The sequence below is a fragment of the Actinospica sp. genome, from assembly GCF_035552695.1.
Taxonomy (GTDB): domain Bacteria; phylum Actinomycetota; class Actinomycetes; order Streptomycetales; family Catenulisporaceae; genus Actinospica.
The window spans coordinates 1-23,021 of the sequence record NZ_DASZKT010000229.1 but is presented as its reverse complement, the minus strand read 5'-3'; the positions used below and the strand labels follow the sequence as shown (position 1 = coordinate 23,021).

The 23,021-nt window shown below is 69.3% G+C and carries 22 protein-coding genes and 1 pseudogene; 13 read left to right on the top strand and 10 right to left on the bottom strand.

What is annotated here, in order from left to right; translation table 11 throughout:
* Positions 1 to 86: 86 nt before the first annotated feature.
* The 3 genes from VG296_RS26065 to VG296_RS26055 all read left to right on the top strand — a co-directional run bounded on the left by VG296_RS26065 (position 87) and on the right by VG296_RS26055 (position 3,093).
* On the top strand, positions 87 to 1,079 hold the full coding sequence (locus VG296_RS26065) for a CehA/McbA family metallohydrolase (protein ID WP_325570158.1): 993 nt from the start codon (positions 87 to 89) through the stop codon (positions 1,077 to 1,079).
* Positions 1,080 to 1,215: 136 nt separating this feature from the next.
* Positions 1,216 to 2,322: a hypothetical protein gene (locus VG296_RS26060; protein ID WP_325570156.1), complete on the top strand. Its 1,107-nt coding sequence runs from the start codon at positions 1,216 to 1,218 to the stop codon at positions 2,320 to 2,322.
* Between the two features lie 186 nt (positions 2,323 to 2,508).
* Positions 2,509 to 3,093 carry a GNAT family N-acetyltransferase gene (locus tag VG296_RS26055; protein ID WP_325570154.1) on the top strand — a complete coding sequence of 195 codons (585 nt, stop codon included), beginning with the start codon at positions 2,509 to 2,511 and terminating at the stop codon, positions 3,091 to 3,093.
* A gap of 114 nt (positions 3,094 to 3,207) precedes the next feature.
* Here VG296_RS26055 and fabI read toward each other — a convergent pair whose 3' ends face one another.
* Together fabI and fabG are read right to left on the bottom strand one after the other, a co-directional pair.
* Positions 3,208 to 3,975 carry an enoyl-ACP reductase FabI gene (gene fabI / locus VG296_RS26050; RefSeq protein WP_325570152.1) on the bottom strand — a complete coding sequence of 256 codons (768 nt, stop codon included), beginning with the start codon at positions 3,973 to 3,975 and terminating at the stop codon, positions 3,208 to 3,210.
* 6 nt (positions 3,976 to 3,981) lie between these two features.
* Complete coding sequence (fabG, locus tag VG296_RS26045; protein ID WP_325570150.1) at positions 3,982 to 4,707, bottom strand: 3-oxoacyl-[acyl-carrier-protein] reductase; 726 nt, start codon at positions 4,705 to 4,707, stop codon at positions 3,982 to 3,984.
* A 166-nt stretch (positions 4,708 to 4,873) separates the two neighbouring features.
* Here fabG and VG296_RS26040 point away from each other — a divergent pair, with 166 nt between their 5' ends.
* A complete protein-coding gene (locus VG296_RS26040) occupies positions 4,874 to 5,287 on the top strand; it encodes a DUF3099 domain-containing protein (protein WP_325570148.1) in 414 nt (137 codons plus the stop codon).
* Between the two features lie 308 nt (positions 5,288 to 5,595).
* Here VG296_RS26040 and moaA read toward each other — a convergent pair whose 3' ends face one another.
* The 3 genes from moaA to VG296_RS26025 all read right to left on the bottom strand — a co-directional run bounded on the left by moaA (position 5,596) and on the right by VG296_RS26025 (position 9,666).
* Complete coding sequence (gene moaA / locus VG296_RS26035; RefSeq protein ID WP_325570146.1) at positions 5,596 to 6,603, bottom strand: GTP 3',8-cyclase MoaA; 1,008 nt, start codon at positions 6,601 to 6,603, stop codon at positions 5,596 to 5,598.
* Positions 6,604 to 6,650: 47 nt separating this feature from the next.
* On the bottom strand, positions 6,651 to 7,901 hold the full coding sequence (locus tag VG296_RS26030; RefSeq protein ID WP_325570144.1) for a phosphodiester glycosidase family protein: 1,251 nt from the start codon (positions 7,899 to 7,901) through the stop codon (positions 6,651 to 6,653).
* Positions 7,902 to 8,073: 172 nt separating this feature from the next.
* Positions 8,074 to 9,666, bottom strand: coding sequence for a PrsW family glutamic-type intramembrane protease (locus tag VG296_RS26025; protein WP_325570142.1), 1,593 nt, complete (start codon positions 9,664 to 9,666; stop codon positions 8,074 to 8,076).
* Positions 9,667 to 9,891: 225 nt separating this feature from the next.
* On the opposite strand from VG296_RS26025, the gene VG296_RS26020 reads away from it, so the two are divergent.
* A complete protein-coding gene (locus VG296_RS26020) occupies positions 9,892 to 10,710 on the top strand; it encodes an exodeoxyribonuclease III (RefSeq protein WP_325570140.1) in 819 nt (272 codons plus the stop codon).
* 177 nt (positions 10,711 to 10,887) lie between these two features.
* Here the strand turns inward: VG296_RS26020 and VG296_RS26015 are convergent.
* A pseudogene (locus VG296_RS26015) lies at positions 10,888 to 11,523 on the bottom strand (LysR family substrate-binding domain-containing protein); the annotation flags it as partial.
* On the opposite strand from VG296_RS26015, the gene VG296_RS26010 reads away from it, so the two are divergent.
* On the top strand, positions 11,501 to 12,028 hold the full coding sequence (locus tag VG296_RS26010) for a hypothetical protein (protein ID WP_325570133.1): 528 nt from the start codon (positions 11,501 to 11,503) through the stop codon (positions 12,026 to 12,028). The pseudogene VG296_RS26015 and the gene VG296_RS26010 sit on opposite strands and share 23 nt — an antisense overlap.
* Before the next feature lie 79 nt (positions 12,029 to 12,107).
* Here VG296_RS26010 and VG296_RS26005 read toward each other — a convergent pair whose 3' ends face one another.
* Positions 12,108 to 12,740 (bottom strand): TetR/AcrR family transcriptional regulator, encoded by a 633-nt coding sequence (locus VG296_RS26005; protein ID WP_325570131.1) that lies wholly within the window; start codon positions 12,738 to 12,740, stop codon positions 12,108 to 12,110.
* An 89-nt stretch (positions 12,741 to 12,829) separates the two neighbouring features.
* Here VG296_RS26005 and VG296_RS26000 point away from each other — a divergent pair, with 89 nt between their 5' ends.
* Entirely contained in the window at positions 12,830 to 13,942 is a 1,113-nt protein-coding gene (locus VG296_RS26000) for a glycosyltransferase (RefSeq protein ID WP_325570129.1), read from the top strand.
* 115 nt (positions 13,943 to 14,057) lie between these two features.
* Positions 14,058 to 14,561, top strand: a complete 504-nt coding sequence (locus tag VG296_RS25995) for an SRPBCC family protein (RefSeq protein ID WP_325570127.1) — start codon at positions 14,058 to 14,060, stop codon at positions 14,559 to 14,561.
* A gap of 57 nt (positions 14,562 to 14,618) precedes the next feature.
* Here the strand turns inward: VG296_RS25995 and VG296_RS25990 are convergent, their stop codons facing one another.
* Positions 14,619 to 15,044, bottom strand: a complete 426-nt coding sequence (locus VG296_RS25990) for a hypothetical protein (RefSeq protein ID WP_325570125.1) — start codon at positions 15,042 to 15,044, stop codon at positions 14,619 to 14,621.
* A 223-nt stretch (positions 15,045 to 15,267) separates the two neighbouring features.
* Here VG296_RS25990 and VG296_RS25985 point away from each other — a divergent pair, with 223 nt between their 5' ends.
* Positions 15,268 to 16,404, top strand: coding sequence for an epoxide hydrolase (locus VG296_RS25985; RefSeq protein WP_325570123.1), 1,137 nt, complete (start codon positions 15,268 to 15,270; stop codon positions 16,402 to 16,404).
* A 17-nt stretch (positions 16,405 to 16,421) separates the two neighbouring features.
* Here the strand turns inward: VG296_RS25985 and VG296_RS25980 are convergent, their stop codons facing one another.
* Positions 16,422 to 17,171 (bottom strand): SDR family oxidoreductase, encoded by a 750-nt coding sequence (locus tag VG296_RS25980; RefSeq protein WP_349259691.1) that lies wholly within the window; start codon positions 17,169 to 17,171, stop codon positions 16,422 to 16,424.
* Positions 17,172 to 17,409: 238 nt separating this feature from the next.
* On the opposite strand from VG296_RS25980, the gene VG296_RS25975 reads away from it, so the two are divergent.
* Both VG296_RS25975 and VG296_RS25970 read left to right on the top strand, forming a co-directional pair.
* Positions 17,410 to 17,841 carry an Rrf2 family transcriptional regulator gene (locus tag VG296_RS25975; protein WP_325570120.1) on the top strand — a complete coding sequence of 144 codons (432 nt, stop codon included), beginning with the start codon at positions 17,410 to 17,412 and terminating at the stop codon, positions 17,839 to 17,841.
* A gap of 112 nt (positions 17,842 to 17,953) precedes the next feature.
* Positions 17,954 to 18,700: an SDR family NAD(P)-dependent oxidoreductase gene (locus tag VG296_RS25970; RefSeq protein ID WP_325570118.1), complete on the top strand. Its 747-nt coding sequence runs from the start codon at positions 17,954 to 17,956 to the stop codon at positions 18,698 to 18,700.
* 16 nt (positions 18,701 to 18,716) lie between these two features.
* Here the strand turns inward: VG296_RS25970 and VG296_RS25965 are convergent, their stop codons facing one another.
* Entirely contained in the window at positions 18,717 to 19,442 is a 726-nt protein-coding gene (locus VG296_RS25965; RefSeq protein WP_325570116.1) for a TetR/AcrR family transcriptional regulator, read from the bottom strand.
* A 136-nt stretch (positions 19,443 to 19,578) separates the two neighbouring features.
* Here VG296_RS25965 and VG296_RS25960 point away from each other — a divergent pair, with 136 nt between their 5' ends.
* The gene (locus VG296_RS25960; RefSeq protein WP_325570114.1) at positions 19,579 to 20,040 is read left to right on the top strand and encodes a nitroreductase/quinone reductase family protein; all 462 of its coding nucleotides are present in this window, start codon (positions 19,579 to 19,581) and stop codon (positions 20,038 to 20,040) included.
* 321 nt (positions 20,041 to 20,361) lie between these two features.
* Positions 20,362 to 22,929: an arabinofuranosidase catalytic domain-containing protein gene (locus tag VG296_RS25955; protein ID WP_325570112.1), complete on the top strand. Its 2,568-nt coding sequence runs from the start codon at positions 20,362 to 20,364 to the stop codon at positions 22,927 to 22,929.
* The last annotated feature ends 92 nt before the right edge of the window (positions 22,930 to 23,021 follow it).

The window sequence follows — 23,021 nt, the reverse complement described above, 5'->3', positions numbered from 1 at the left end:
CCGAGAGTCTGAGTCCTGATAGGAAGATCGCCTCGTCACGCACGCCTGCGTGACGGGGCGATCCCGCACCTGGGGGTGCAATGTCGATGTCAGAGGCCGCCTCGCCTGCCGAACCCGTACGCAGCGCCGCGCCCGGTTGGTATCGCGGCGATTGCCATGTTCATTCGGTGTACTCCCATGGCGGTGAGCTGACGCCGGAGCAGGTGGCTGCTGGTGCTCGGGCGGTCGGGCTGGACTTCGTGGTGACTACCGAGCACAACACGGCGGACGGGCACGAGGCGTGGGCCCGGCTCGGCGACGGCGACCTGATGGTGCTGTTCGGCCAGGAGGTGGTCACGCGTACAGGGCACTGGCTTGCGCTCGGCCTCGAGGCGGGGCAGTTGATCGACGGCGACTACGGCGTGCGTGACGCGGTGGTGGAGCGGCACCTCGCGGCGGTCCATCGGGTCGGCGGGCTGTGCGTGGCAGCCCATCCGTACGCGCCGTACCCGTCGGGCGCGTTCGTGTATCCGTACCGGGGCTTCGATGTGGTCGAGGTGTGGAACGGGCCGTGGACGTCCGACCTGCCGTGGCAGGCGAACAACGAGGTGGCGCTGGCCGAGTGGGGACGGAGTCTGGCCGCAGACGTACACCGAGGACGGTGGCGCCCGGCGATCGGCAACAGCGACACCCACCTCGACGGACAGATCGGCATCCCGCACACCGTCGTGGCGGCAGAGAAGCCGACCCCAGCTGCAATCCTCGCCGGCATCCGCGCAGGACGGTGCTGGGTGGCGGAATCGGCGGCAGTGCACCTTGAGTTCAACCTTGTCGTAGGCGGACGACGCGCGGGCATTGGCGAAGAGCTGAACACGGGTGGCGCACCGGTCGTCGCACAGGTGCAGGTGCACGGCGTACCCGCGGGCACAGTCAGCTTCCATACGGAGAAAGGCGTAGCTCACCGCACCGTGTTGCCCGCCACGGGATCAGACAATCTCGAGTGGCACACCAGCGCGGCAGAAGCAGGGTTCGTACGCATCGAAGTGCGTCATCCCGACGGGCGGATGGCCGCTCTGAGCAACCCGATCACCCTGGTCTGACCTGGATGGCGCAGGGCTCTGAGTCGATCCGCCCATCCAGCCCGCGAGGTCACGGCTGGACTGGACACACCGACCCGCATAGAGTCGGCCGCGACGATCACTTGGGATGCTGATCTCCTTGGCCGGAGGGGACCGCATGGCTGTCGAGCACACACGGATCGAGATCCTCGATCCGGACGAGGACTCGGACGACATCGAAATGCTCGACGAGCCCGACGAAGAACGGCTGGACGGCGGGCGCGGCCCCTCCAACCTGCTGCCGGCCCGCGCGAGCCGACCCAGGGTGGTGGCCTCCCTGCTCGCGCTCGCGCTGTGCGTCACGGGAGTCGGCGCGTGCCTCACCACCGCTTATCACCGGCATCAGACGGACGTGCGTATCGCCAACGTGCTCAGCCTGCAGGGCACGAAGGCCGAGTCGGCCATTCCGGGCCTGTCCGCTCTCGACTCCGAGACCGTCTGGCACGCCCAGCCGAGCGAACGGGTACTGATCCCGGTAGTCAATAAGAGCCCTGAGCCGGTGACGCTGCTCGACGGAATCCTGGTCGAGTCGGGCCTGACGAGGCCGGCGACGCTCGCCCCGACCGGCGGCGCGACGCTCAGGCCCGGGCAGACCGGTCAGCTCGCCGGGAACGTCACGGCGGATTGCGCCGATGACGCCCCGACCCCCGGCGGCCCGGTCGGACAGACCAGTTCGGCCGCGGCGTCCGCTGAGTCCTCGGTAACCGTGACGCTCACGGCGAACTCTTCCGACGACACCCTGTTGGTTCGGGCTCGCACCTCCGGCGGCGCGATCGGCCTCCAGAACCTTCAGCCGGATGTCGGGCACCAGAGCCTCCAGCAGCGGATCTGCGGCCGGCAGGAGGGCAATGTCATCGGCCCGCTCTCGATGACAACGACCGGTGATCCGAAGACCCGGGTGATCTCCGTGAGCCTCTCGACCACCTCGATCGCCGACATCCCGCTGAACTACACCGCGGCCGCCTCGTACTCGGCCGACCCCGAGGCCGGCGGGATCGTCATCGCGCCGAATCCGCTGCCCACGCTCGCGCCCGCCGGTACCGTCAAGCCCGCCGGCGGGGTGCGGGTGGCCTTCTCCATCCCGGTGACGAGCTGCCCGGCAACGCCGCCACCGTCGACGAACAACATCCTCGTCTACCTCATGTTCGCGAACCGGGGAAACCTGGTCGGCATGGAGACCGAGGCCATCCAGTTCGACAGCGCGCTCGCGGACGTCTGCGGCTAGCGAACCGCTCGTGCCTTGCCGCTAGCCCACGCGTGGGCCAGGAAAAACTGTCGAGATCAACTGGGCTCCACACGCACGACTATCCCACCGAGCCGGCGAACGTGGCGTGATCTCCCTGATCTCGGACCGTCCTCGTTCCCGCTCAACGACTTGACGGGTGACGTGGACGTCAGCTGATCATTGGTCGTGACTCGCGATCTTTCGACACCGCCCGTGATTCCGTCCGGCTTGCTCGCCGATTCCCCTCAGCCGGTATTGCCCGCCGCCCAAGGTCTGCTGCTACGTCCTTGGGAACCGGGCGACGCACCGGCGTTCCTGTCCGCGTATCAGGACGATGAGATCCGCCGTTGGCACACGCGCCGTCCGTCGTCGGAGGCGCACGTCCTGGAGTGGTTCGATGAGTACCGCCGAGACTGGGCAACTGAAAGGGGCGCCCACTGGGCGATCACCCGCGGCGACGGCGAAGTACTCGGCCGAATCGCCACGCGCGGCTGGAATTTCGATGACGGAATCGCCGGTGTCGCGTACTGGGTGGTCCCAGCGGCCCGTGGTGCGGGCGTCGCGACGTGCGCCGTACAGGCGCTCACGGTCTGGGCCATGGAGGAGGTCGGATTCCACCGCCTGTACCTGGATCACTCGACGCGAAACCACGCCTCCTGCCGGGTCGCGACAAAGTCCGGCTATCTCCTGGAGGGCACCAAGCGCAGCGCCGCAGTGCACGACGACGGCCGCCACGACATGCATCTGCACGCCCGCATCCGGGACGTCTGAGCCTCAGCCTGAGAAACAGCTCGTCCCCGCCACGGGAACCGCGCGGCGGGGACGAGCATCTGTCAACGCGTCACATTCGACGCAGCACAACTCAACGCGTCACATTTCAGTGCGTCACACCGCGATGGCGTGCACGCCGCCGTCGACGTGGACGACCTCGCCGGTCGTCTTCGGGAACCAGTCGGAGAGCAGGCCGACGACGCCGCGGGCGGCGGGCTCGGGGTCGGACATGTCCCAGCCGATCGGGGCGCGGGAGTCCCAGACGCCCTCGAACTGGTCGAAGCCGGGGATCGACTTCGCGGCCATGGTCTTGACCGGGCCGGCCGAGATCAGGTTGCTGCGAATGCCCTTGGGGCCGAGGTCGCGGGCCAGGTAGCGGCTGGTGGCCTCGAGCGCGGCCTTGGCGACGCCCATCCAGTCGTAGCCGGGCCAGGCCACCTGCGCGTCGAAGTCCATGCCGACGATCGAGCCGCCGCGCTCGCCGAACAGCGGCAGCGCCGCCATGGCGAGGGACTTGTAGGAGAACGCGGAGACCTGGTAGGCCGTGGCGGCCGAGGCGTACGGCGTGTTGAGGAAGTTGCCGCCGAGGGCGTCCTCCGGGCCGAAGGCGATCGAGTGCACGACGCCGTCGAGGCCGTCCACGTACTCGCGGACGTTCGCCTCGAGCGCGGCCAGGTGCTCCTCGTTCGTCACGTCGAGCTCGATCACCGGGGCGGGCTTGGGCAGCTTGGCCGCGATCCGATTGACCAGGCTGAGCCGCCCGTAGCCGGTGAGCACGACCTCGGCGCCCTCCTCCTGCGCCAGCCGCGCCACCGAGAAGGCGATGGACGCGTCGGTGATCACGCCGGTGACCAGGATGCGCTTGCCGTCGAGAATACCCATGCTGATTCAGTGCCCCATTCCGAGACCGCCGTCGACCGGGACGACGGCGCCTGTGATGTACGCGGCCTCCGGAGAGGCCAGGAACTTGACGACGCCCGCGATCTCCTCGGGCTGCGCGTAGCGCCGGAGGGGGACGGCGTCGATGATCTGCTTCTTGCGCTCGTCGGTCAGCTCCGCGGTCATCGCCGTCTCCACGAAGCCGGGCGCGACCACGTTCGCGGTGATCGAGCGGGAGCCGAGCTCGTGCGCCAGCGACCTGGCCATGCCGACCAGGCCGGCCTTGGACGCGGCGTAGTTGACCTGGCCGGGCGAGCCGGACAGGCCGACGACCGAGGAGATGAAGATCAGCCGGCCGCGCTTGAGCCGCAGCATGCCCTTGGCGGCGCGCTTGGCGACCCGGAAGGAGCCGGTGAGGTTGGTGTCGAGCACGTCGGTGAAGTCCTGCTCGCTCATCCGCAGCACGAGCGTGTCCCGGGTGATCCCGGCGTTCGCCACCAGGATCTCGACCGGGCCGTGCGCGGCCTCGATCTCGGTGAACGCGCGCTCGACGTCCTCGGCCGAGGTGATGTCGCACCGGACCGGGAGCACGGAGCCCTCGCCGGCGGCCTTCAGCTCGGGCGGCTCACCGGACCGGTAGGTCAGCGCGACCTTGTCCCCCTGCTCGGCGAACGCGGCGGCGATCGCGAGGCCGATGCCCCGGTTCCCGCCGGTGACGAGTACTGACCTGCTCAAGGTGCGCCCTCTCTGACGTCAACCGCTACTGTCGTTCCAGGCCTTACCGTACCGGCTCGCCGCGCCGACCTGCTCTAGCGGACCGTACAAAGAAATGCGGCAGGTCTTGATCGCCGTGCCTCCCCCGGTCTTAACGGGATGTTCGCCCGGAACTAGGCTGGGGGTTGTGAGGCTCCCCTTCTCCCGGCAGCACCGGCGCTCGCCCTCGTACGGGATCACGACGGCCGACCACAGCCACCTGGACGACGTCGCCCGCCGGCAGAAGCAGTACGCCGCGACGATGGGCTTCCGCGTGGTCGCGATCCTCGTGGTGGTGTTCGTGCCCGGACTCACCATCATGGAGCGGGTGATCCTCGGTCTGGTGGCCACGGTGATCCCGTACGTGGCGGTGATCCGGGCCAACGGCGCGCCGACCCAGGACGCGCCGCCGACCAACCTGATGATCGGCTCGCCGCGGCAGAACGAGTTGCCAGAAACGGATCGGAGTATCACGGCGAACGACGGCGCCGGCGATCAAGAATGCTCCGCGGAGTGGGCCGAGGATGATGACGTGATGAAGCGTCAGGACCACCCAGAGTAAACGTGAACTTTCGTTCTGACCTGCGGAAACGCGGTCGACCTTGACGGTCGCGAGTTCACCGCAAGTCATATTGGTCTGGAGTTCACACCTACCGGCCGAGTGTGCCATACTTCTTACGCACGCCTCGTTCCCCCGTCGAGGTGCTGCCAAAGCAGGCGCCGCCGTCGACAGCCGCGCCTGCCGCGAACGGTCGGCATCCCCCCCGTGTGCCGACCGTTCGCCTTTTCTCCGAAGGTTTTCCGAGTCGCCGGAAGTCCCGCGGCGTGCCCGTCCCCCGCGGCCGCCGCGACCCTTCCTTTCAGAAGATCTCAGCCGCCGATGGCGGACATCGGGCGCATCGGCTGCACGAAGTCCGGCTCGCCGATCCCGGCGCCGGCCTTCTTGCCCAGGAACGCGATCCGCCACCGCTCGGCGATCTCCGCGTCGTCGGCGCCGTCGCGCAGCGGGGCGCGCAGGTCGGATTCCTCGCGGGCGAACAGGCAGGTGCGCATCTGGCCGTCGGCGGTCAGCCGGACCCGGTCGCAGTCCCCGCAGAAGGGCCGGGTGACCGAGGCGATCACGCCGACGCGCGCCGGATCGCCGTTGGGCGCCCGGTATCCGGTGACGAGCCAGGTCTCGGCCGGGGCGGTGCCGCGGGCGTCGGCGCCCTCGGGCACGAGGTCGAATTCGGCCGAGAGCCGCTCCAGGATCTCCTCGGCGGTGACCATCTTCTCGCGGTCCCAGCCGTGCTGGGCGTCGAGCGGCATCTGCTCGATGAAACGCAGCTCGCAGCCGCGTTCCAGGCTCCAGCGCAGGAGGTCCGCGGCCTCGTGGTCGTTGATCCCGCGCATCAGCACCGTGTTGATCTTCACCGGGCCGAGTCCGGCGGCGAGCGCGGCGTCGATTCCGGCGATCACCCGGTCGTGCCGGTCGCGGCGGGTGAGGCTGCGGAACAGCTGCGGGTCCAGCGTGTCGAGGGAGACGTTGACCCGGTCGAGGCCCGCGGCGACCAGCGGCGCGGCGAGCCTGCCCAGCGCGACGCCGTTCGTGGTCAGCGAGAGCCGCGGACGCGGCGTGAGCCCGGCCATCCGCTCGACCAGGCCGGGAAGCCCGGGCCTGATCAGCGGTTCGCCGCCGGTCAGCCGCACTTCGCGGATGCCCAGCCGCTCCACGCCGATGCGCACGAGCCGGACCAGCTCGTCGTCGCTGAGCACCTCTTCGCGCGGCAGCCACGGCAGGCCCTCGGCAGGCATGCAGTATGTGCAGCGCAGATCGCATTTGTCCGTCACCGAGACCCGCAGGTCGGTGGCCGTACGTCCGAAGCGATCTACCAGCATGCCTACCAGCCTAGCCCCTACCGGCTGGTGCGTTGCCGAAGCCGCGTTCAACGCTTGTATACGGCCACGAAGTCGCGGCTGCTCGGCTGGAAGTAGCGGTCGGCCGGCTGCAGGAAGTCCCACAGCTTGTTCGGCGTCGGGTTCGCCGCATTGCCGCCGGTCACCGTGTAGTACATGTACGAGGTCCAGTCGGCGTTGATGTCGAGTTCCATCGCGTTGACCGCGCCCGCCTGCCTGAGCAGCTTCGCGAGCGTTTCGACGGACAGATCGGGGCCGCCCACGTAGACGACGTCGCCCTTCGCGGTCACGCCCACGCCCGAGCGCGGCACGAAGAAGGCGTTGTTCACGGTCAGACCCCACTGCGTACCCGAGCCGGAGCTGCCCGCCGACATGACCTGGCCGTTGTCCACGAGCAGGCTGAGGTTCTGCCGCACGCTCGCGACCTGCGGCGTCATCGTCAGGTCGCGGCCCCAGGAGCCGATCTTGAACGAGCCGTCCTTGTAGAACACCTCCGAGGCCTTGCCGTCCACCAGGGCGCGGACCGTCGTGCCGTCCTCGTAGTAGCCGCTCAGCGAGTCGTTCGGGCTGACCTTGAAGCCGCCGTTCCACGTCGCGATGAGGTTGGTACGCGCGCCGGCCGGAATCTCGTCGGGCGTCGGGAAGCTGCCGCCGGGCTGCTGGGAGCCCGGGTGCAGCTGGAAGGACAGGGCCTTCTGGCTCATCCACGCGACGTATGCCAGGGCGGAGGTGTGTTGGGAGTCCGGGCGCAGGCCGGCCCATTCGACGATCGGCACGCCCGCGGAGTCGGTCTCGACCGGATGCCATATGCCCTCGTCCGGGATGCTGCCGGCGGCGAGCGGCGGGATGTTCGCGGGAAGTTCCTCGCGGGCCGCCTGGGAGGGCGAGACTGTGGCGCCCTGGAGCGTCTTGACCTGCTGGTTGCTGAGTTTCCCGCCGGTCGGCGGCGCCTTGTAGCTCGCGTTCTCCAACCAGGTCACGGCCCAGCTGAGGTGGTGGTCGCGGCCCCACTCGGCGACGCGTGCCGCGACGGTGTCCGAGCCCGCGTAGGTGAGATACGGCTCGATGGTGTAGGCGACGTACCCGAAGACCACCAGGAAGACGGCGAGTACGCCGCGGAATATCCGGCGGCGTATCTTGCGGCCGCGGGTCAGCGGCTTGCGCGGCCCGCCCGCGCGCGATCCCTTGCGCGGCTTCTTGCCCCTACGCCGATTCGGCCGCTCGACCAGCACGGTTTCGCCCTGGTCGACGCGCGGGGCCACGCCCTTTCCGTTCGCCATGCCGCCCTGTCTCCCGGATCTGCGACTCTTCGCAACACTTCGCGGCGCGGAACGGCGAGAACCGCCCCGCGCGACCTGTCCTCACTTGGACGGACGTGCGGGGCGGCTCACCGGTTCCGGAAATCTTCTTCAGCTGTTGCAAAGCCTTCGCTCGGCGGGCGCTATACGGGCGTCACGCGGGCGGGGGCTGCTGGCCGCCGGTCGGCGGCCGGTAGCCGGGCAGCGGGGTGAAGCCGGAGTGGCCCCAGCCGGCGGCCGGGTTCCAGCTCGGCGCGGCCGGGAACGAGCCGGTGCCGGTCGGCGCCCACCCGCCCGCGCCGCCGGGCGCCGGGGGCGGCGGCGGGCCCTGGCCCCAGCCGGGGGCGCCCATCGGCTGCTGCATCGGCATCGCGTACGCGCCGGCCGGGTGGCCGTACTGCCCGGCTTGTCGCGCGTGCGCCTCGTCGGCCTCGGTGAGCTGTTGCTCGATCACCCCGCCCGCCTGGACGTACGCCATGAAAAGCAGCACGCTGACCACGATCTCGACGATCCAGAACCAGTGCCCTGCCACGTCGTCGTTGACGCCGTGCAGCAGCGAGGTCAGGCCCAGGCCGACGAGCGCGAGCCAGAAGTAGCGCCGGTGCTGGAAGGCCAGGCCGACGAAGTAGCCTGAGATACCCGCCCACACCGCGTGGCTCATCGGGTCGGTGACGAAGCGCCAGGAACCGCTCTGGATCGAGGTCATGGCGATGTACTGGCCGATCGCGCTGGGGTCGGCCCCCTGGTTCGCCGCCGCCGTGGCGACCTCGCCGGAGTTGCCCGGGATGTAGACGTTGATGTACTGCACGGCCTCGGCCGCGCCGAAGGCCAGGCCGCTGACCGCGCCGAGGAACAGGTAGTCCTTGGGCGTGAGCGGGCCCCAGACGGTTTTCAGGATCAGGCCGAGCACGACGACCGGCAGGATCTTCACGAACTCCTCGGGCAGGCCGACGGTGAAGATGTACGCGAACAGGTTCTGGTTAGGCGTCTCGAGCTTCTTCTCCAGCCAGATGGCCAGCGGCGCTTCGAAGATCAGGCCGATGAGTCCGATCTCGAGCAGCATCATCGGACGGATCATCGGCGGCCGGACGGCGATCCAGAGCACCAGCAGCCAGGCGCACGCGAAGTAGATCGCGAAGGCCCAGGTGGACTTGGATATCTTCGTCACGTCGTCGCCGACGTAGACCAGCGTGATCGACGGCACCACGACCAGCGCGACGAACAGGATCGTGATCCAGTTGCGCAGCGAGCGGTCGCGGATCCAGTGGTGGATCGGCAGCAGCATCACCGGGTTGAAGTGGACCGTCTGCCGCGGCAGCTGCGGGAAGTACGGCTGCTGCGCCGGGTAGCCGCCGGACTGTCCGTAGGGCGGCGGTGGCGGCGGCTGCTGGCCCCAGCCCTGCTGTTGCTGGGGCTGGTACTGCTGCGGCTGGTGCGGATACTGGGGCTGCGGCTGCTGGCCCCAGGCCGGCTGCTGCTGCGGCTGCTGGGGGTGCTGCTGGGGAGCCCCGTACGGACCCTGCTGCCCCGGCTGCGGGCCCTGCTGCGGGCCCTGCTGCGGGTGCTGCTGCGGGTGCTGCGGTGCCGGGTAGCCGCTCTGCGGAGCCCCGTACCCCGGCTGCGGCGGTCCCGGCTGCTGCTGCGGCCCCGGCTGGTTCGCCTGGCCCGCCTGGCCCGCGGCGGCGTCCTGGGGCGGGCGCGCCCCGTATCCGCGCGACGGCTGGTCCGGGCCGGATGGCACGGTCATGGTGAGGTTCTCCCCCTCGACTCGACGGCACCGGTTGGAGCCGGGTGATCTATAGAACTCCGAATACGGTTACGCATGCTTTCATGCCCGTGCGGAACACCGCCACACGGCGACCGCCCGACGCGCCGCCACCCGAACGGCGGACCGCCGTACGGGTGTCGGACCCGCCGTGCACAATGGTTGGCGTCAGGGCACGCGGTGCGAATCCCCGTCGGCAGGAGCGAAATGATCACCATCACGACCGTGAACGTGAACGGCCTACGGGCGGCGTCCGGGAAGGGCTTCGACGCCTGGCTCGCGGCCACCGGCGCCGACGTGGTCTGCCTGCAGGAGGTTCGCGCCGACCACGAGCAGGTCCCGGCGCAGTTGCGGGCGCCGGAGGGCTGGGCCCGGCCGCTGTTCGCCCCCGCCTCGGCCAAGGGCCGCGCCGGCGTCGGCCTCTACACCCGCGTCGAGCCGACCAGGTCGCAGGTCGGCTTCGGCTCGACGGAGTTCGACGAGTCCGGCCGTTACATCGAGATCGACCTCCCCCCGGCCGAGGGCCTGCCCGGCATCACGGTGGCCAGCCTGTACCTGCCCTCCGGCGAGACCGGCACCGCGCGCCAGGAGGAGAAGGAGCGCTTCATGGCCGAGTTCCTCGCCTACCTCGTCGCCGCCCGCAAGCGGCTCGAGGCCGAGGGCCGCGAACTCGTCGTCTGCGGTGACTGGAACATCGCTCACCGCGAGGCGGATCTGCGGAACTGGAAGACCAACCAGAAGAACGCGGGCTTCCTCCCCGAGGAGCGCGCCTGGCTCAGCCGCGTCTTCGACGAGGCCGGCTACGTCGACATCGTCCGGACGCTTCACCCGGACGAGCTAGGCCCCTACTCCTGGTGGTCCTACCGCGGCCGCGCCTTCGACAACGACGCGGGCTGGCGGATCGACTACCAGATCGCCACCCCCGGCCTCGCCGCCCTGGCCAAGTCGGCGGTCGTCGAGCGCCCCGTGGATCACCCCTCGCGCTGGTCGGACCACGCGCCGGTGACGGTGACGTTCGGGGCGTAGCTCGTAGCGGGTGCGCTGGATGCGGGCGAGGCCCCGGCCCTACGAACCTGGCACCTACCCTACATACCGTCTAGGTTTCGACTCGGTGTGAAAGGGCTCATCGGCGAGCGCGGAGCCATTCGTCGACGGCAGCGCCGTAAAGCTGTGCGCAACGCCTGGCTGATCCTGATTCCAACCCTAGATGGTGTCGGTTTCGAGTGCGGCGGCGCGCAGTGCGTCGGCGAGGCGTGCGGCGGGTCCGGGCGGGGGGTCGCGGAGCCAGGCGAGTTGGATGCGGCGCTGTTCCTGCGGGCCGCCGCGTACCGGCAGGACGCGTACGTCGGCGGGGACGGCGTCGGCGAGTGCGGCGGGCACGGTGGTCAGACCGCGGCCGGCGGCCACGAGGGCCAGCTTGGCGAGCCAGTCCCGGGCGGTGTGCGCGATCTCGGGTCGTTCGTCCAGGCCGGGCCAGACTCCCTTCTGCCGGTCCTCGCCCGAGTTCGGGCCGGCGATCCACTGCTGGCCGTGCAGGTCGGCGATATCGACGAAGGCGCCGCGCGCGAGCGGGTGTGTCGCCGGGACGGCCAGCAGGAGGCTGCGTTCGGTCAGGGTGCGTACGTGCAGGGGCGGTGTCTCGGTGTCCGGCGCGCGATACGGCGGGGTGGAGCCGAGCAGGGCGAGGTCGAGCGTGCCGGCGCGCAGGGCGCGTACGAGTGCGGGGGTGCTGCCTTCGCGGCTGATGACGGTGATGGCCGGGTGCGTGCTGCGAAGCGCGGCGAGGGCACGCGGTAGGAGCGCCGCGCCGGCGCTGGTGAGCCAGTCGAGCCGCACGCGGTGCAACAACTTCGGCACCACCCGCGTCCTGCGGGCCTTCGCCCCGCTGCTGCGCGACGGCGCCAGACTCATCGTCGTGGCCAGCTCCGTCGGCACCCTGAACTACCTCGCGCCCGTGCTGCACGACCGCTTCGACGAACCGGCCGACCTCGACGAGGTGGACAAGCAGGTCGCGGCCTGGCGCGACGCGGTCAAGGACGGCAGCGCGCGCGGAGGGGCGTGGCCCGGCTTCATCAACATCTCCTCGAAGATCGGCCAGGTCGCCGCCGTACGCACCCTCGCCCGCCAGCGCCGCGAACAGGACGCGGCGCGCGGAATCCTGATCGCCGCCGTCTGCCCCGGCATGATGAACACCCCCACCTCCGCCGTCTGGTGGAGCGTCAGCGACGCACCCACACCGGCCCAAGCCGCCATCCCCCTGCTCGACCTCGCCCTCGAACCGGTCAAGCCGGGCCACTACGGCGAACTCATCCGCGACTCGGAAGTCCTGCCCTGGGGTCCGTGAGACTGCACCCGCTGAGCGATGGTCGGACCATGCTCCGGTCACGGTCACCTTCGAGGCTTAGGACTCGGAGCGGTCCGTGTCAGGCTTCTCGCCGGTCGGCCGATTCAAGCAGCGCCGCCGTCGCCTGGGTGAGCAGCCACTGCTCGGCGCGCTCCGGGGCCCAGCCCATCTCGTGCAACTGCCGCCAGGCGACCCATCCGAAGTAGAACCACAGCACATCGGACGCCTGTGCTTGGTCGACGTCCGGCCGCAGCGCGTGAAGTTCGCCGAGTCGGCGGGCGGCGCGGTCGAGGTTCTGCCGATAGCGGAGGTTTGCGTGCTGGGCCATGTCCGCAATCAGCGGGTCGGCGAGCGCGTTGTCGTACAGCACCGTGATCACCCGTAGGTGGCGCAGCGTGGTCTGGCCGGTGCCCCAGGCGAGCAGGCGCAGGACCTCCGCAGCGCTGTCGGCCGCGTCGATGCCGTCGAGCGATTGCGCGATGGCCGGATCAGCCATCCCGCGCTCCGTCAGGGCCAGCACGAGCTGCGGCTTGCCGCCGACGCTGGTGTACACGGTGTTGGTGGCCACCTGCGCGGCGTTGGCCACATTGCCGACGGTGGTCTGCGCATAGCCGCTGGTGGCGAACAGTTCCTCGGCGGCGTCCAGGATCGCGTCCCGCGTCTGCGCGGCGTTCTGGTCGCGGCGCGGCGATCGATAGGTGCGCTTATCCATACGGTGATTATACGCCTTGCAAATTGATATGAGACGCTCTACAGTCAATAGTGAGATGCTCCAATCACTGCGAGCCCTTGGGGGGCACCATGCGCGTACTGCTATCCGGCACTCCGGCCTTCGGCCATCTGCTTCCCCTGCTGCCGCTGGCACGGGAGGCCCGGGCGGCCGGGCACGAGGTCGCGCTGCTCACCAGCGGCGCGATGGCCGAGGCCGTCGGGCCCGAATTGCCCGTGCTGCCCGCCGGACCAATGCCGGACGTGCTGTTCGCGGAGGTCGCGCGGCGGACCGGGGGCAGCAACCCGGCGACCGACCCGAAGCCGGAGACGGTGGCCGAGTTCTTCGCCGGCACGCGAGTCGACCTGAGCGTCGCGGACGCGATGGAGGCGGCCAGGGCATGGAAGCCGGACCTGATCGTGGCCGAGGCCTGTGACTTCGTGGGCCCGCTGGTCGCGGCCGAACTGGAGGTACCGTGGCACCTCCTGGCATTCGGCCCGGCCGTTCCCGACGAGTTCGTCGAGCTCATGTTCCAGACCGTCGCACCCCGCTACGCCGAGCGCGGCCTGGCGCCCACCCCGCCCTCGACCTTCCTCGACCCGTGCCCGCCGACTTTGCAGGCCCCGGGCTGGCAGGCCCCGCCGAACCGGATCGCGCTGCGCCCCGAGCCGCACCGCGTCGACGGCAACGCCTGGCAGGCCCCTGACTTCGCCGACGGTGCGGATCGACCGGTGGTTCTGGTGACCTTGGGCACCGTGTTCACCGAAGTCGGCTTGCTTGTGAACATCCTGGCGTCCCTGGAGTCCCTGGACGTCAACATCGTCGCCACCCTGGGTCCGTTCGCAGACCCCACGGCCATTACCGTCGACCACAGCCGGGTGCGGACGGTCGGGTTCGTCCCGCTCGAGCAACTGCTCGACGGGATAACGGCTGTGGTCTCGACCGGCGGCGCGGGTACCATCCTGGCCACGCTCAGCCGCGGGCTCCCGATGGTGCTCCTGCCCCAGGGCGCCGACCAGGCCATCAACGCCGAGCGGGTCGAGGCGACCGGCGCGGGAGTCGCACTCGCGGAGAGCGGGCAAGTCGGCCCGGCCGTCGCAAGACTGCTCCGCGAAGACTCGTTCCGCGCTCGGGCCGGAGTCCTGGCGGACGAGATAGCCGCGATGGAATCCGCCGCCGATGTGGTGCGGCGGCTGGCCGGCTGACACAACAGCAGTGTATTGATATTCGTGATGGACATGGGCCCCGCGCCGTCTGGTGCGGGGCTTCGCCGCTGTCCGGAACCGAGCGCTCAAGGCCAGGTGGGACGATACTGGGCTGATGCCCGTGGTCGAAGCCTCCGTCATCGTGCCGGTGCCGCCGGACGTCGCGTTCGCCGTGTCGCAGACCGTCGCGCCGGTGCGCTACCGGTGGGATCCGTTCGTGCGCGAACAGCATTTCGTCGGCGGCGCGACTCGGCCGGGCAAGGGCGTGCGGACTTTCACCCGCTCGCGCCACGGGTTCACGATGATCAGCGAGTACGTTTCGTTCGCACCACCGAGCAACGTTGGCATGAAGATGGTCGCCGGCCCCTGGTTCTTCACGGTGTTCGCCGGCGGCTGGCGTTTCACGCCAGCCGCCGAGCCGGGGCACACGGTCGCGACCTGGAAGTACAGCTTTCACTGCCGCCCAGCCCCGTTGCGCCCCCTGGCCCACCGCATCGGCCGCTGGCTGCTGGGCCGCGACATCCGCCGCCGGATCGCCGGCTACGAGCGGGGCTGTACGGATCCCGTCGTCCTCGCAGCGGCCCGCGCCTCACTCGCCGATCAGGATGAACTGGATTAGCCCGGACTTTTCAGACCAGTGTTGGGTCGGGATCGGTCTCAACGGTGCCCTCGGGCATCAGGTGTGGCTGATCGCCGTGATCACCCATATCGGTGTCGCGCTGTTCGGATCCGGCCGGGTGCCGCGGATCGTGTAGATCACGCTCGTACCCGGCTCGGTGACCTGGAAGGTGTCGGGCGCGATCTGCCGCACGGCGGGCACGGGGGTCCACCGGTGCGCCCATGCCGAGACGACAAGCTCCGGATCGAGCAGCCACGGCTGGTGGCCCTGCTCGACGGAAGCCTGCGCGGCCCGGTACGCCTTCCAGCTGGTGATGTCCCAGATACCGGGGAACGCGGCGGACGCGGCGGCAGCCGTCGTCTGAGTCGTGCCTGGCTGCGGCGTCGATGCCGAAGCGTCGCCCCCGACCGCCGACGGTGTCGGTGTCGGTGTCACTACCCCGGTCGCGGCCGACGAGGTGGCGGGGTGCACTGTTTCCGGCACCGAGGAGACAGTGCTTGTGCACCCTCCCGCAGCGATGAGCAGCCCGGCTGTGATCGGCACCGCGAGAGCGGCGTGGAACATTCGCATAAGACCTCCCCATGTCTTTTTGCTACCTACGTTTCCAAGGACTCTGACGAGGTCCCCACGGTTGGCGATCTAGGTTGCGAGTCCGCGTCGATCCGCCGGAGAATCGACTACAAGACAGCTGAAAGGTGCGAGCCAGATGATCTCGGCCAGCGAGGCGGAACTAGGCGAGCTGCGCGCGCGGCTGCAGGCCACGCGGTGGCCGACCCCGTGGCCGGTGGAGGGCTGGGAGGCGGGCACGGAGGAGCGCACCCTCCGCCGCCTCGTCGAATATTGGGCGACTGCCTATGACTGGCGGACGCACGAGGCGGCTATCAACGGTCTGCCATCGCACGTAGCCGACATCGACGGAACCCCGGTCCACTACCTGCGCTTCGACGGCGAGCGCCCGGACGCTCTTCCGATCGTGCTGACGAACGGGTGGCCCAGTTCCTTCCTCGAGTTGATCGCGCTCGCGGAGCGCCTGGCCACGCCGTCGAGCCACGGCGGTGCGGCGGCCGACGCATTCACCGTGATCATCCCGTCCCTGCCGGGTTTCGCGTTCTCGCCGCAGCGTGAGTCGCTCAAAGACGGGCTGCAGACCCACGAACTCTGGCACCGGCTTATGCACAGCGAACTCGGCTTCGAGCGCTACGCGGCGCACGGCGGCGACCTCGGTGCGGGCATCACCTCGCGGCTGGCCGAGGCGCATCCAGAGCACGTCGTCGGCATCCACCTGATGGCGGTCGCCAACCCGGTGACTTACGACGTCGCCGGCCTCACGGCGGCGGAGAAGAGGTATCTCGAATCCCTCGACGAGTGGGCCGCGCACGAGGGCGGTTACCAGCACGAACAGAGCACGCGGCCACTGACCTTGAGCTACGGCTTAGCCGACTCACCCACCGGACTGCTGGCCTGGATCCTCGAGAAGTACCGGGCCTGGAGCGACTGCCACGGAGACGTGTCGACCAGGTTCAGCGACGACTTCCTGCTCACCCAGGCCTCGCTCTACTGGTTCACCCGGACGATCTCGACCTCGTTCAGGCCGTACTACGAATACGCCGGCGGAATGACGAGGCGGGTCGAACGGGTGACGGTCCCCACGGCCCTCGCCCTGTTCCCCGCCGACCTGACCCACCCGCCCCGCAGTTGGGCCGAGCGCACCTACAACATCACCAGATACACCCGCATGCCACGCGGCGGCCACTTCGCAGCCCACGAAGAACCCGATCTACTCGCGCACGACATCATCGAGTTCTTCCGCGACCACCGAAGCGATCACGCCCCGCCACGGTGACGTACAGGGCATAGCGATCACGCCTGGGCGGTGGGCCTTACGACGATCTCGTTGACGTCGACGGCGGGCGGCTGGCCGATGGCGTAGGCCACGGCGTCGGCGATGGCGCTCGCGGGCATCGCGATCTGCATCTGCGCGCGCACCGCATCCCGGGTACCTGGGTCGGTGATCGATTCGGCCAGGTCGCTGTGTGTGAGCCCGGGGCTGACGACTGTGACCCGCACATCGCGGCTTTCCTGCCTCAGGCCCTCGGAGATGGCGCGGACGGCGAACTTGGTGGCGCCGTAGACGGCCGCGGTGGGATCGGCGCGGTGCCCGGAGACGGAGGCGATGTTCACGATGTGCCCCTCACCCTGGCTGCGCATGATCGGCAGGACCGCGGCGATCCCGTGGAGAACGCCGCGGATGTTGACGTCGATCATCTGGTTCCACTCGTCCACCTTCAGCGCGTCCAGCCGGGAGAGCGGCATGACGCCGGCGTTGTTGACCAGGACGTCGATGCGTCCGTGCCGCTCGCGGGCCGCGTGCACGAAGGCGCCCATGCTGCGCCGATCGGTGACGTCCAGCACGTGGTGCTCGGCGTTTCCGCCTTGGGTTCGGATATCGGCGGCGACGGCGGCGATCCGCTCGACCCGGCGCGCGCCGAGAAACACCCGGTGGCCCGACTCGGCCAGCCGCCTTGCCGTGGCCTGACCGATTCCGCTGCTCGCCCCGGTGATCAGGACGATTCTGCCGGAGGCTGGAGTGGACGGGACGGACACGATCATCAAGCCCTTTCGGAGGAGCCGGCCAGGACGGTGCGGCCCTGGCAGTGCGGACTCCCAGCCTCGTCCCGGTCGCGCGCGGCGGGAAGGACGCGTCTTCCTGGGTACGCCGCACCCAGGCTCGTACCGTGGGTCCCCTCTTCAACCGCGACCAGTGCGTCGTTCGCGGCGCTCTGGCGGCACGGCTTGCAGACGTCAGTCGTAACAACTATGGTTACTTCATGTCGGGAGGTGGAGCGCAGTGAGCGCCAACAGCAGGCTGACGGTAGCCGCACACGCGTTGACTTGGATCGGGCTCTACCAGCGTCGCGGTCACGAAGTGGCCACCTCCGAGCAGATCGCGACAAGCGTCAACACCAATCCGGTCGTGATCCGCCGACTGCTCGCCGAGCTGAGAAAGGCAGGGCTGGCCGAATCCCGGCGGGGTGCCGGCGCGGGTTGGACGCTGACGCGGGACCTGGCCTCGATCAGCCTGCTGGAGGTCTACGAAGCCATCGAGCCGGGGCCGCTGTTCGGACTGCACCCTTCGACCCCTGACCCCGAGTGCGTCGTCGGCCATGGCATCGGCCCGGCGCTGACGGCCGTCTACGACGAGATCGAAGCCGCACTCCGAACGCAGTTGGCCATGACCACGCTCGAGGACGTACTACAGGGTGTGCTCAAGGCCGCCTGACCCCAACGACCTCAACCGTCGACCATTCGCTGACCTCGTTGACCGCGGGAGACGCCGTCCCGCAAGCCTTGATGTAACAAAGATAGTTACCTCTAGAAAGACGGAGATTCCCATGGGACAGCTCGAGAACAAGGCCGCCCTCGTGACCGGCGCCTCCACCGGCATCGGCCTGGCCATCGCCCGCCGGTTCGCCGCCGAGGGCGCCACCGTCTACCTGACCGGCCGCCGCAAGTCCGAGCTCGACTCCGCCGTCGAGCACGTCGGACCGCGGGCCGTCGGCATCCAGGGCGACGTGTCCAGGATCGAGGACCTCGACCGGCTGTTCGCCGAGATCACCGAGCGCAGCGGCCGACTCGACATCGTCGTCGCCAACGCGGGCGTCGGCGACTTCGGCCTGCTCGGCGAGATCACCGAGGAGGCTTACGAGCGCACCACCGCCATCAACCTCAAGGGCACCGTCTTCACCGTTCAGAAGGCGCTCCCACTGCTGCCCGCCGGAGCCTCGGTGATCCTGCTCTCCTCCAGTGCCGCCCAGCGCGGCGTGCCGGGCCTGGGCGTCTACGCCGCGACGAAGGCCGCCATCCGCAGCCTCGCCCGCACCTGGGCCGCCGAACTGGCCGGCCGCGACATCCGGGTCAATGCCCTGACTCCGGGCCCCGTCGTGACCCCCGGCGGCGATGAGATTCGGGCCGCCATCCCGACTGGCCACCAGGCCGGCGAACCCGCCGCGCCGACCCCGCTCGGGCGTCTCGGGCACTCCGACGAGGTCGCCGCCACCGCCGTGTACCTGGCCGGAGACCAGAGTTCCTTCACCACCGGCGCCGAACTGCTCGTCGATGGAGGCGCCACCCAACTGTGAGCCTTCAAGGCGGGGCCTAGAAGACGGGGTCGGCGGCGAGACGCAGGAAGTCGGCCAGCTGGCCTACCGCGTAGTCGAAGAACGCATCGGCGGGATCGAGGCTGTTGCGCAGCTGTCCGAACAGCTCGAAGCTGACCATTCCGAACAGTTGAGTCCACATCATCGCGCCCCGGGCTATCAGCGGTCCCGGCAGGTCGGGCTCAACCGCTGCGGCGATGACGGCGGTCTGCTCGGCCAGAACCGCCGGGAACACGGCCGAGGTGGGAGCGGGTGCCGCGGCCGGGTCGAGCGCGTCCGCGATCCATGCGTCACGGAGCAGGCCGAGCAGGGCGAAGGGCACCCGGCCACCCTGTTCGACGGTGTGCTCCGGGGCGTCGTATCCGGGCACCGGAGAGCCGTAGACCAGGGCATATTCGTGCGGATGCTGGACCGCCCAATCGCGCACCGCACGGCATACCGCGCGCAACCGAGAGCGGAAGTGCGTCGGCGGCACAGCGCGCTCGGCGGCCTCGACGTGCTCGCCCAGGGCGGCGTACGCATCGACGATCAGCGCCGTCAGCAGTTCGTCCCGGCTCGGGAAGTAGCGGTAAAGAGCCGAGGAGACCATGCCGAGTTCCCGGGCCACCGCGCGCAGGGAAAGTCCCGACGCCCCGGTGGCGGCCAACTGACGGCGCGCCTCCTGCTTGATCTCCCAGGTCAGCTCCGCGCGGGCCCGCTCTCTCGCGGTCTTGATCGCAGTCATGCCCCCTAGTGTGCCAGATCGCCACACCGAAATGAGAGCAGTGCTCTTGACGCCCGCACCGCCCGCCGCGTACGTTGCTCTCAGACGAGAGCGCCGCTCACAGAGTGGCGGGAGACCCGAGGAGAACACGGCCACCATGGACGAGGCACAGGCTTCCACCCGATACATCAAGCCGCACGGCTTCGAGGTCTACCTCAACAAGGTCTTGAACCTGCTGCCGAAGCTCGGCCTCGGCGTCTGGGGCGCGCGGACGCTCGCGGTACGGGGCCGCAAGAGCGGCGAATGGAAGACCGTGGCGGTCAATCTGCTCACGCTCGACGGCGAGCGCTATCTCGTCGCACCACGGGGACAGACCCAATGGGTCCGCAACATCCGCGTCTCCGGCGGCGGCGAGCTGCGGCTCGGACGAAGGGCCGAGCCGTTCACCGTCACCGAACTGCCCGACACGGAGAAGCTCCCCGTGCTGCGCCGCTACCTCGAGCGCTGGGGCTGGGAAGTGGGCCAGTTCTTCGAGGGCGTGACCAAGGACGCCACCGACGCGCAACTGGTGGAGATCTCCCCCGGATTCCCGGTCTTCCGGATCAACCGCGCCGACTGAGCCGGGATCGGCGTTCGCCGTACCAAAAGTGACAAGTGGTCACAAACCGTAGTGGGGCCGAGGGACTGCCCGGGCGACGTGCTTGAACCGCCCGGGCTTCTTCGCGGGACATCTGGCCAACCTCGGATCATCTCTCCGAAATGCGCCGTAACAGACCCTTGACTTATGCGCAATCTAGGCGCAATCTGCAGTCTCGAAGCCCAAGAAGCCGTGAAAGTCCGCTCAATAGCGCCGACTGTGGACGTATCCACCCCCGTCGTCCACTCGTCCGGCGCGTGCCTTCTGCCACCCGCTGCGTGCCCCGACCACGGAAGCTGACACATGTTCTCGATACCCCTCACCCGACGATGGGCAGGGCTGGCCGCGACCTTCGTGCTGACGGCAGCGCTCGCCGTCCTCGCGTTCAGCGGCACGCCCGCGCATGCGGCCACGCCTGCGCACGCGGCCACGTCCGCACGTGCCGCCACGTCGGCGAGTGCCGCCAAGCCCGCGAGTGCGGCCGCGGCCACCACCGAGCCCTGCGACATCTATGCTTCCGGCGGCACTCCGTGCGAGGCGGCCTACAGCACCACCCGGGCGCTGTTCCAGGCCTACGGCGGGCCGCTCTACCAGGTCCAGCGCGCCTCCGACTCGACGTTCCTCAACGTCGGCTTGGAATCGACCGGCGGGGTGGTCAACGTGGCCCCCGAGAATTCGTTCTGTGCGGGCACGTCGTGCACCATCACCGAGCTCTACGACCAGAGCTCGAACGCCAACAACATGCCGGTCTCGCCGGGTACTTCCTGTTCGGGCTGCAGTGGCGGGAACGCGGGCCCCGGCGCCAACGGGGCGGACATCGGTGCCCCCGCCGAGGCGCTGCCGGTGTACGTCGGCGGCCAGCCGGCGTACGGGATCTCCTTCGACAAGTTCGGCACCGGCTACCGCGACAACTCCGCCCGTAACCTGCCCACCGGGTCTCAGCCCGACGGGCTCTACTCGGTCATGTCCTCCAACATCACCAGCGGCCAGTGCTGCTTCGACTTCGGCCAGGGCGAGACCAACGACTCCGACGACGGCAACGCCACGATGAACGCGATCTACTACGGCACGGACTGCTGGACGGGCAACTGCACCGGCCCCGGCCCCTGGGTGGGAGCCGACATCGAGAACGGCATGTACTTCAGCAACACCGGGGCGAACCCGTCGGCCTATCCCAGCGAGACCGGCACGTTCCTGTCCGCCTGGGAGGAGAACAACGGTTCGACCAACATGACCCTGCACTACGGCAACGCCCAGTCGGGCGGACTGATCCAGACCTATTCGGGCGCGCTGCCGAGCGGCGGCTACAACCCGATGAAGATCCAGAGCTCCATCGAGCTGGGCACCGGCGGGGACAATACGGCCCTGGGCAATGGAGAGTTCTTCGAAGCCGCCGACGTCTCCGGCTTCCCGTCCGAAGCCACCCAGAGCGCGGTGCAGGCGAACATCGTCGCCGCCGGCTATAGCCAGACTCCCTCGGCCGAGGCCGCGTACGGCGGCACCGCCGCCGAGGTGCCCGGCACCGTGCAAGCCGCCAACTACGACACCGGTGGAAAAGGCGTGGCCTACAACGTCAACTCCGTCAACGGCACGGCCAACAGCTACCGCAGCGACGGGGTCGACCTGGAGGCGACCAGCGACACCACCGACACGACCGGCACAGGCGCGGGCTACAACCTCGGCTGGACGGGCAGCGGGCAGTCGTTCAAATACACGGTCAACGCGGCCGGGGCCGGCACCTACGCAGTCAGCGTGCGCGTGGCCTCTCCAAACGGCGTGACCGACGGCCTGCACATCGCCAACCTCGCAGGTACCAACCTGTCGGGCAATATCAATGTCCCTAATACCGGGGGCTGGCAGAACTGGGCGACGGTGACCGCCACCGTCACTCTGCCCGCGGGCACCCAGACATTGGTCGTGGACCAGGACAACGGGGGGTGGAACCTCCACGACATGAGCTTCGCCGCGGCCGGCGTCACCTCGTCGTGGTTCGAGGTGGTCAACCAGGCCTCCGGCCTGTGCGCAACCGCGGCCGGGGGTTCGACCGCCAACGGCACCGCCGTGGACGAGACGGCGTGCACGAGCGCGGCCAGCCAGCTGTGGAGGTTCATGCCGACCTCGGTGAGCGGCGAGTACGAGGTGGTCAACGACAACTCCCAGGCCGAGGGTGAGAGCTGGAACATCACCGGCGGGGTGGGGTCCACCGCCCCCGGGGACACGCTCCAGACGTGGAACTACGGAGGGACCGGCAACACCAACGCCCTGTTCGCCGCCAAGCCCGGGTCCGCGGGCTACTACACGTTCGTCGCCGACAACTCGAGCCTGTGCCTGGACGCCCCGTCCACCGGCAGCGGAGTTCAGCTCGAGCAGAACACCTGCAACAGCAGCACGGCTGAGTCGTTCAGCCTGGTGGCCAACTCGGGCATCAATACGTCGTCATGGTACGAGGTGGTGAACGAGGGGTCGGGCCTCTGCGCGACCGCCAACGGGGGCTCGACCGCCAACGGCACCGCCGTGGACCAGTCGGCCTGCACCGGGGCCACCAGCCAGATGTGGCAGTTCGTGCCGACCTCGGTGAGCGGCGAGTACGAGGTGGTCAATGAGAACGCGCAGTCCGAAGGCGAGAGCTGGAACATCGTCGGCGGGACAACGGCCACCGCTCCGGGCGCCCTGCTCCAGATATGGAACTACGGAGGGACGGGCAACACCAACGCTCTGTTCGCCGGGACCCTGCAGTACTCGGGCTACTACTCCTTCGCCGCCGACAGTTCGGGTCTGTGCATAGCAACCCCGTCCACCAGCAGCGGAGCTCAGCTCGAACAGAGCACCTGCACCGGCACGGCGTCCCAGGCATTCAGCCTGGTGCCGTGAGAGGAATGCGCAGTCGGCTCGTGCCTGGAGTCTGATCTGGGAGCACTGACCTGAGAGCGCTTGGCGTCACCGGGGTCGCAGCCGTTGCGAAC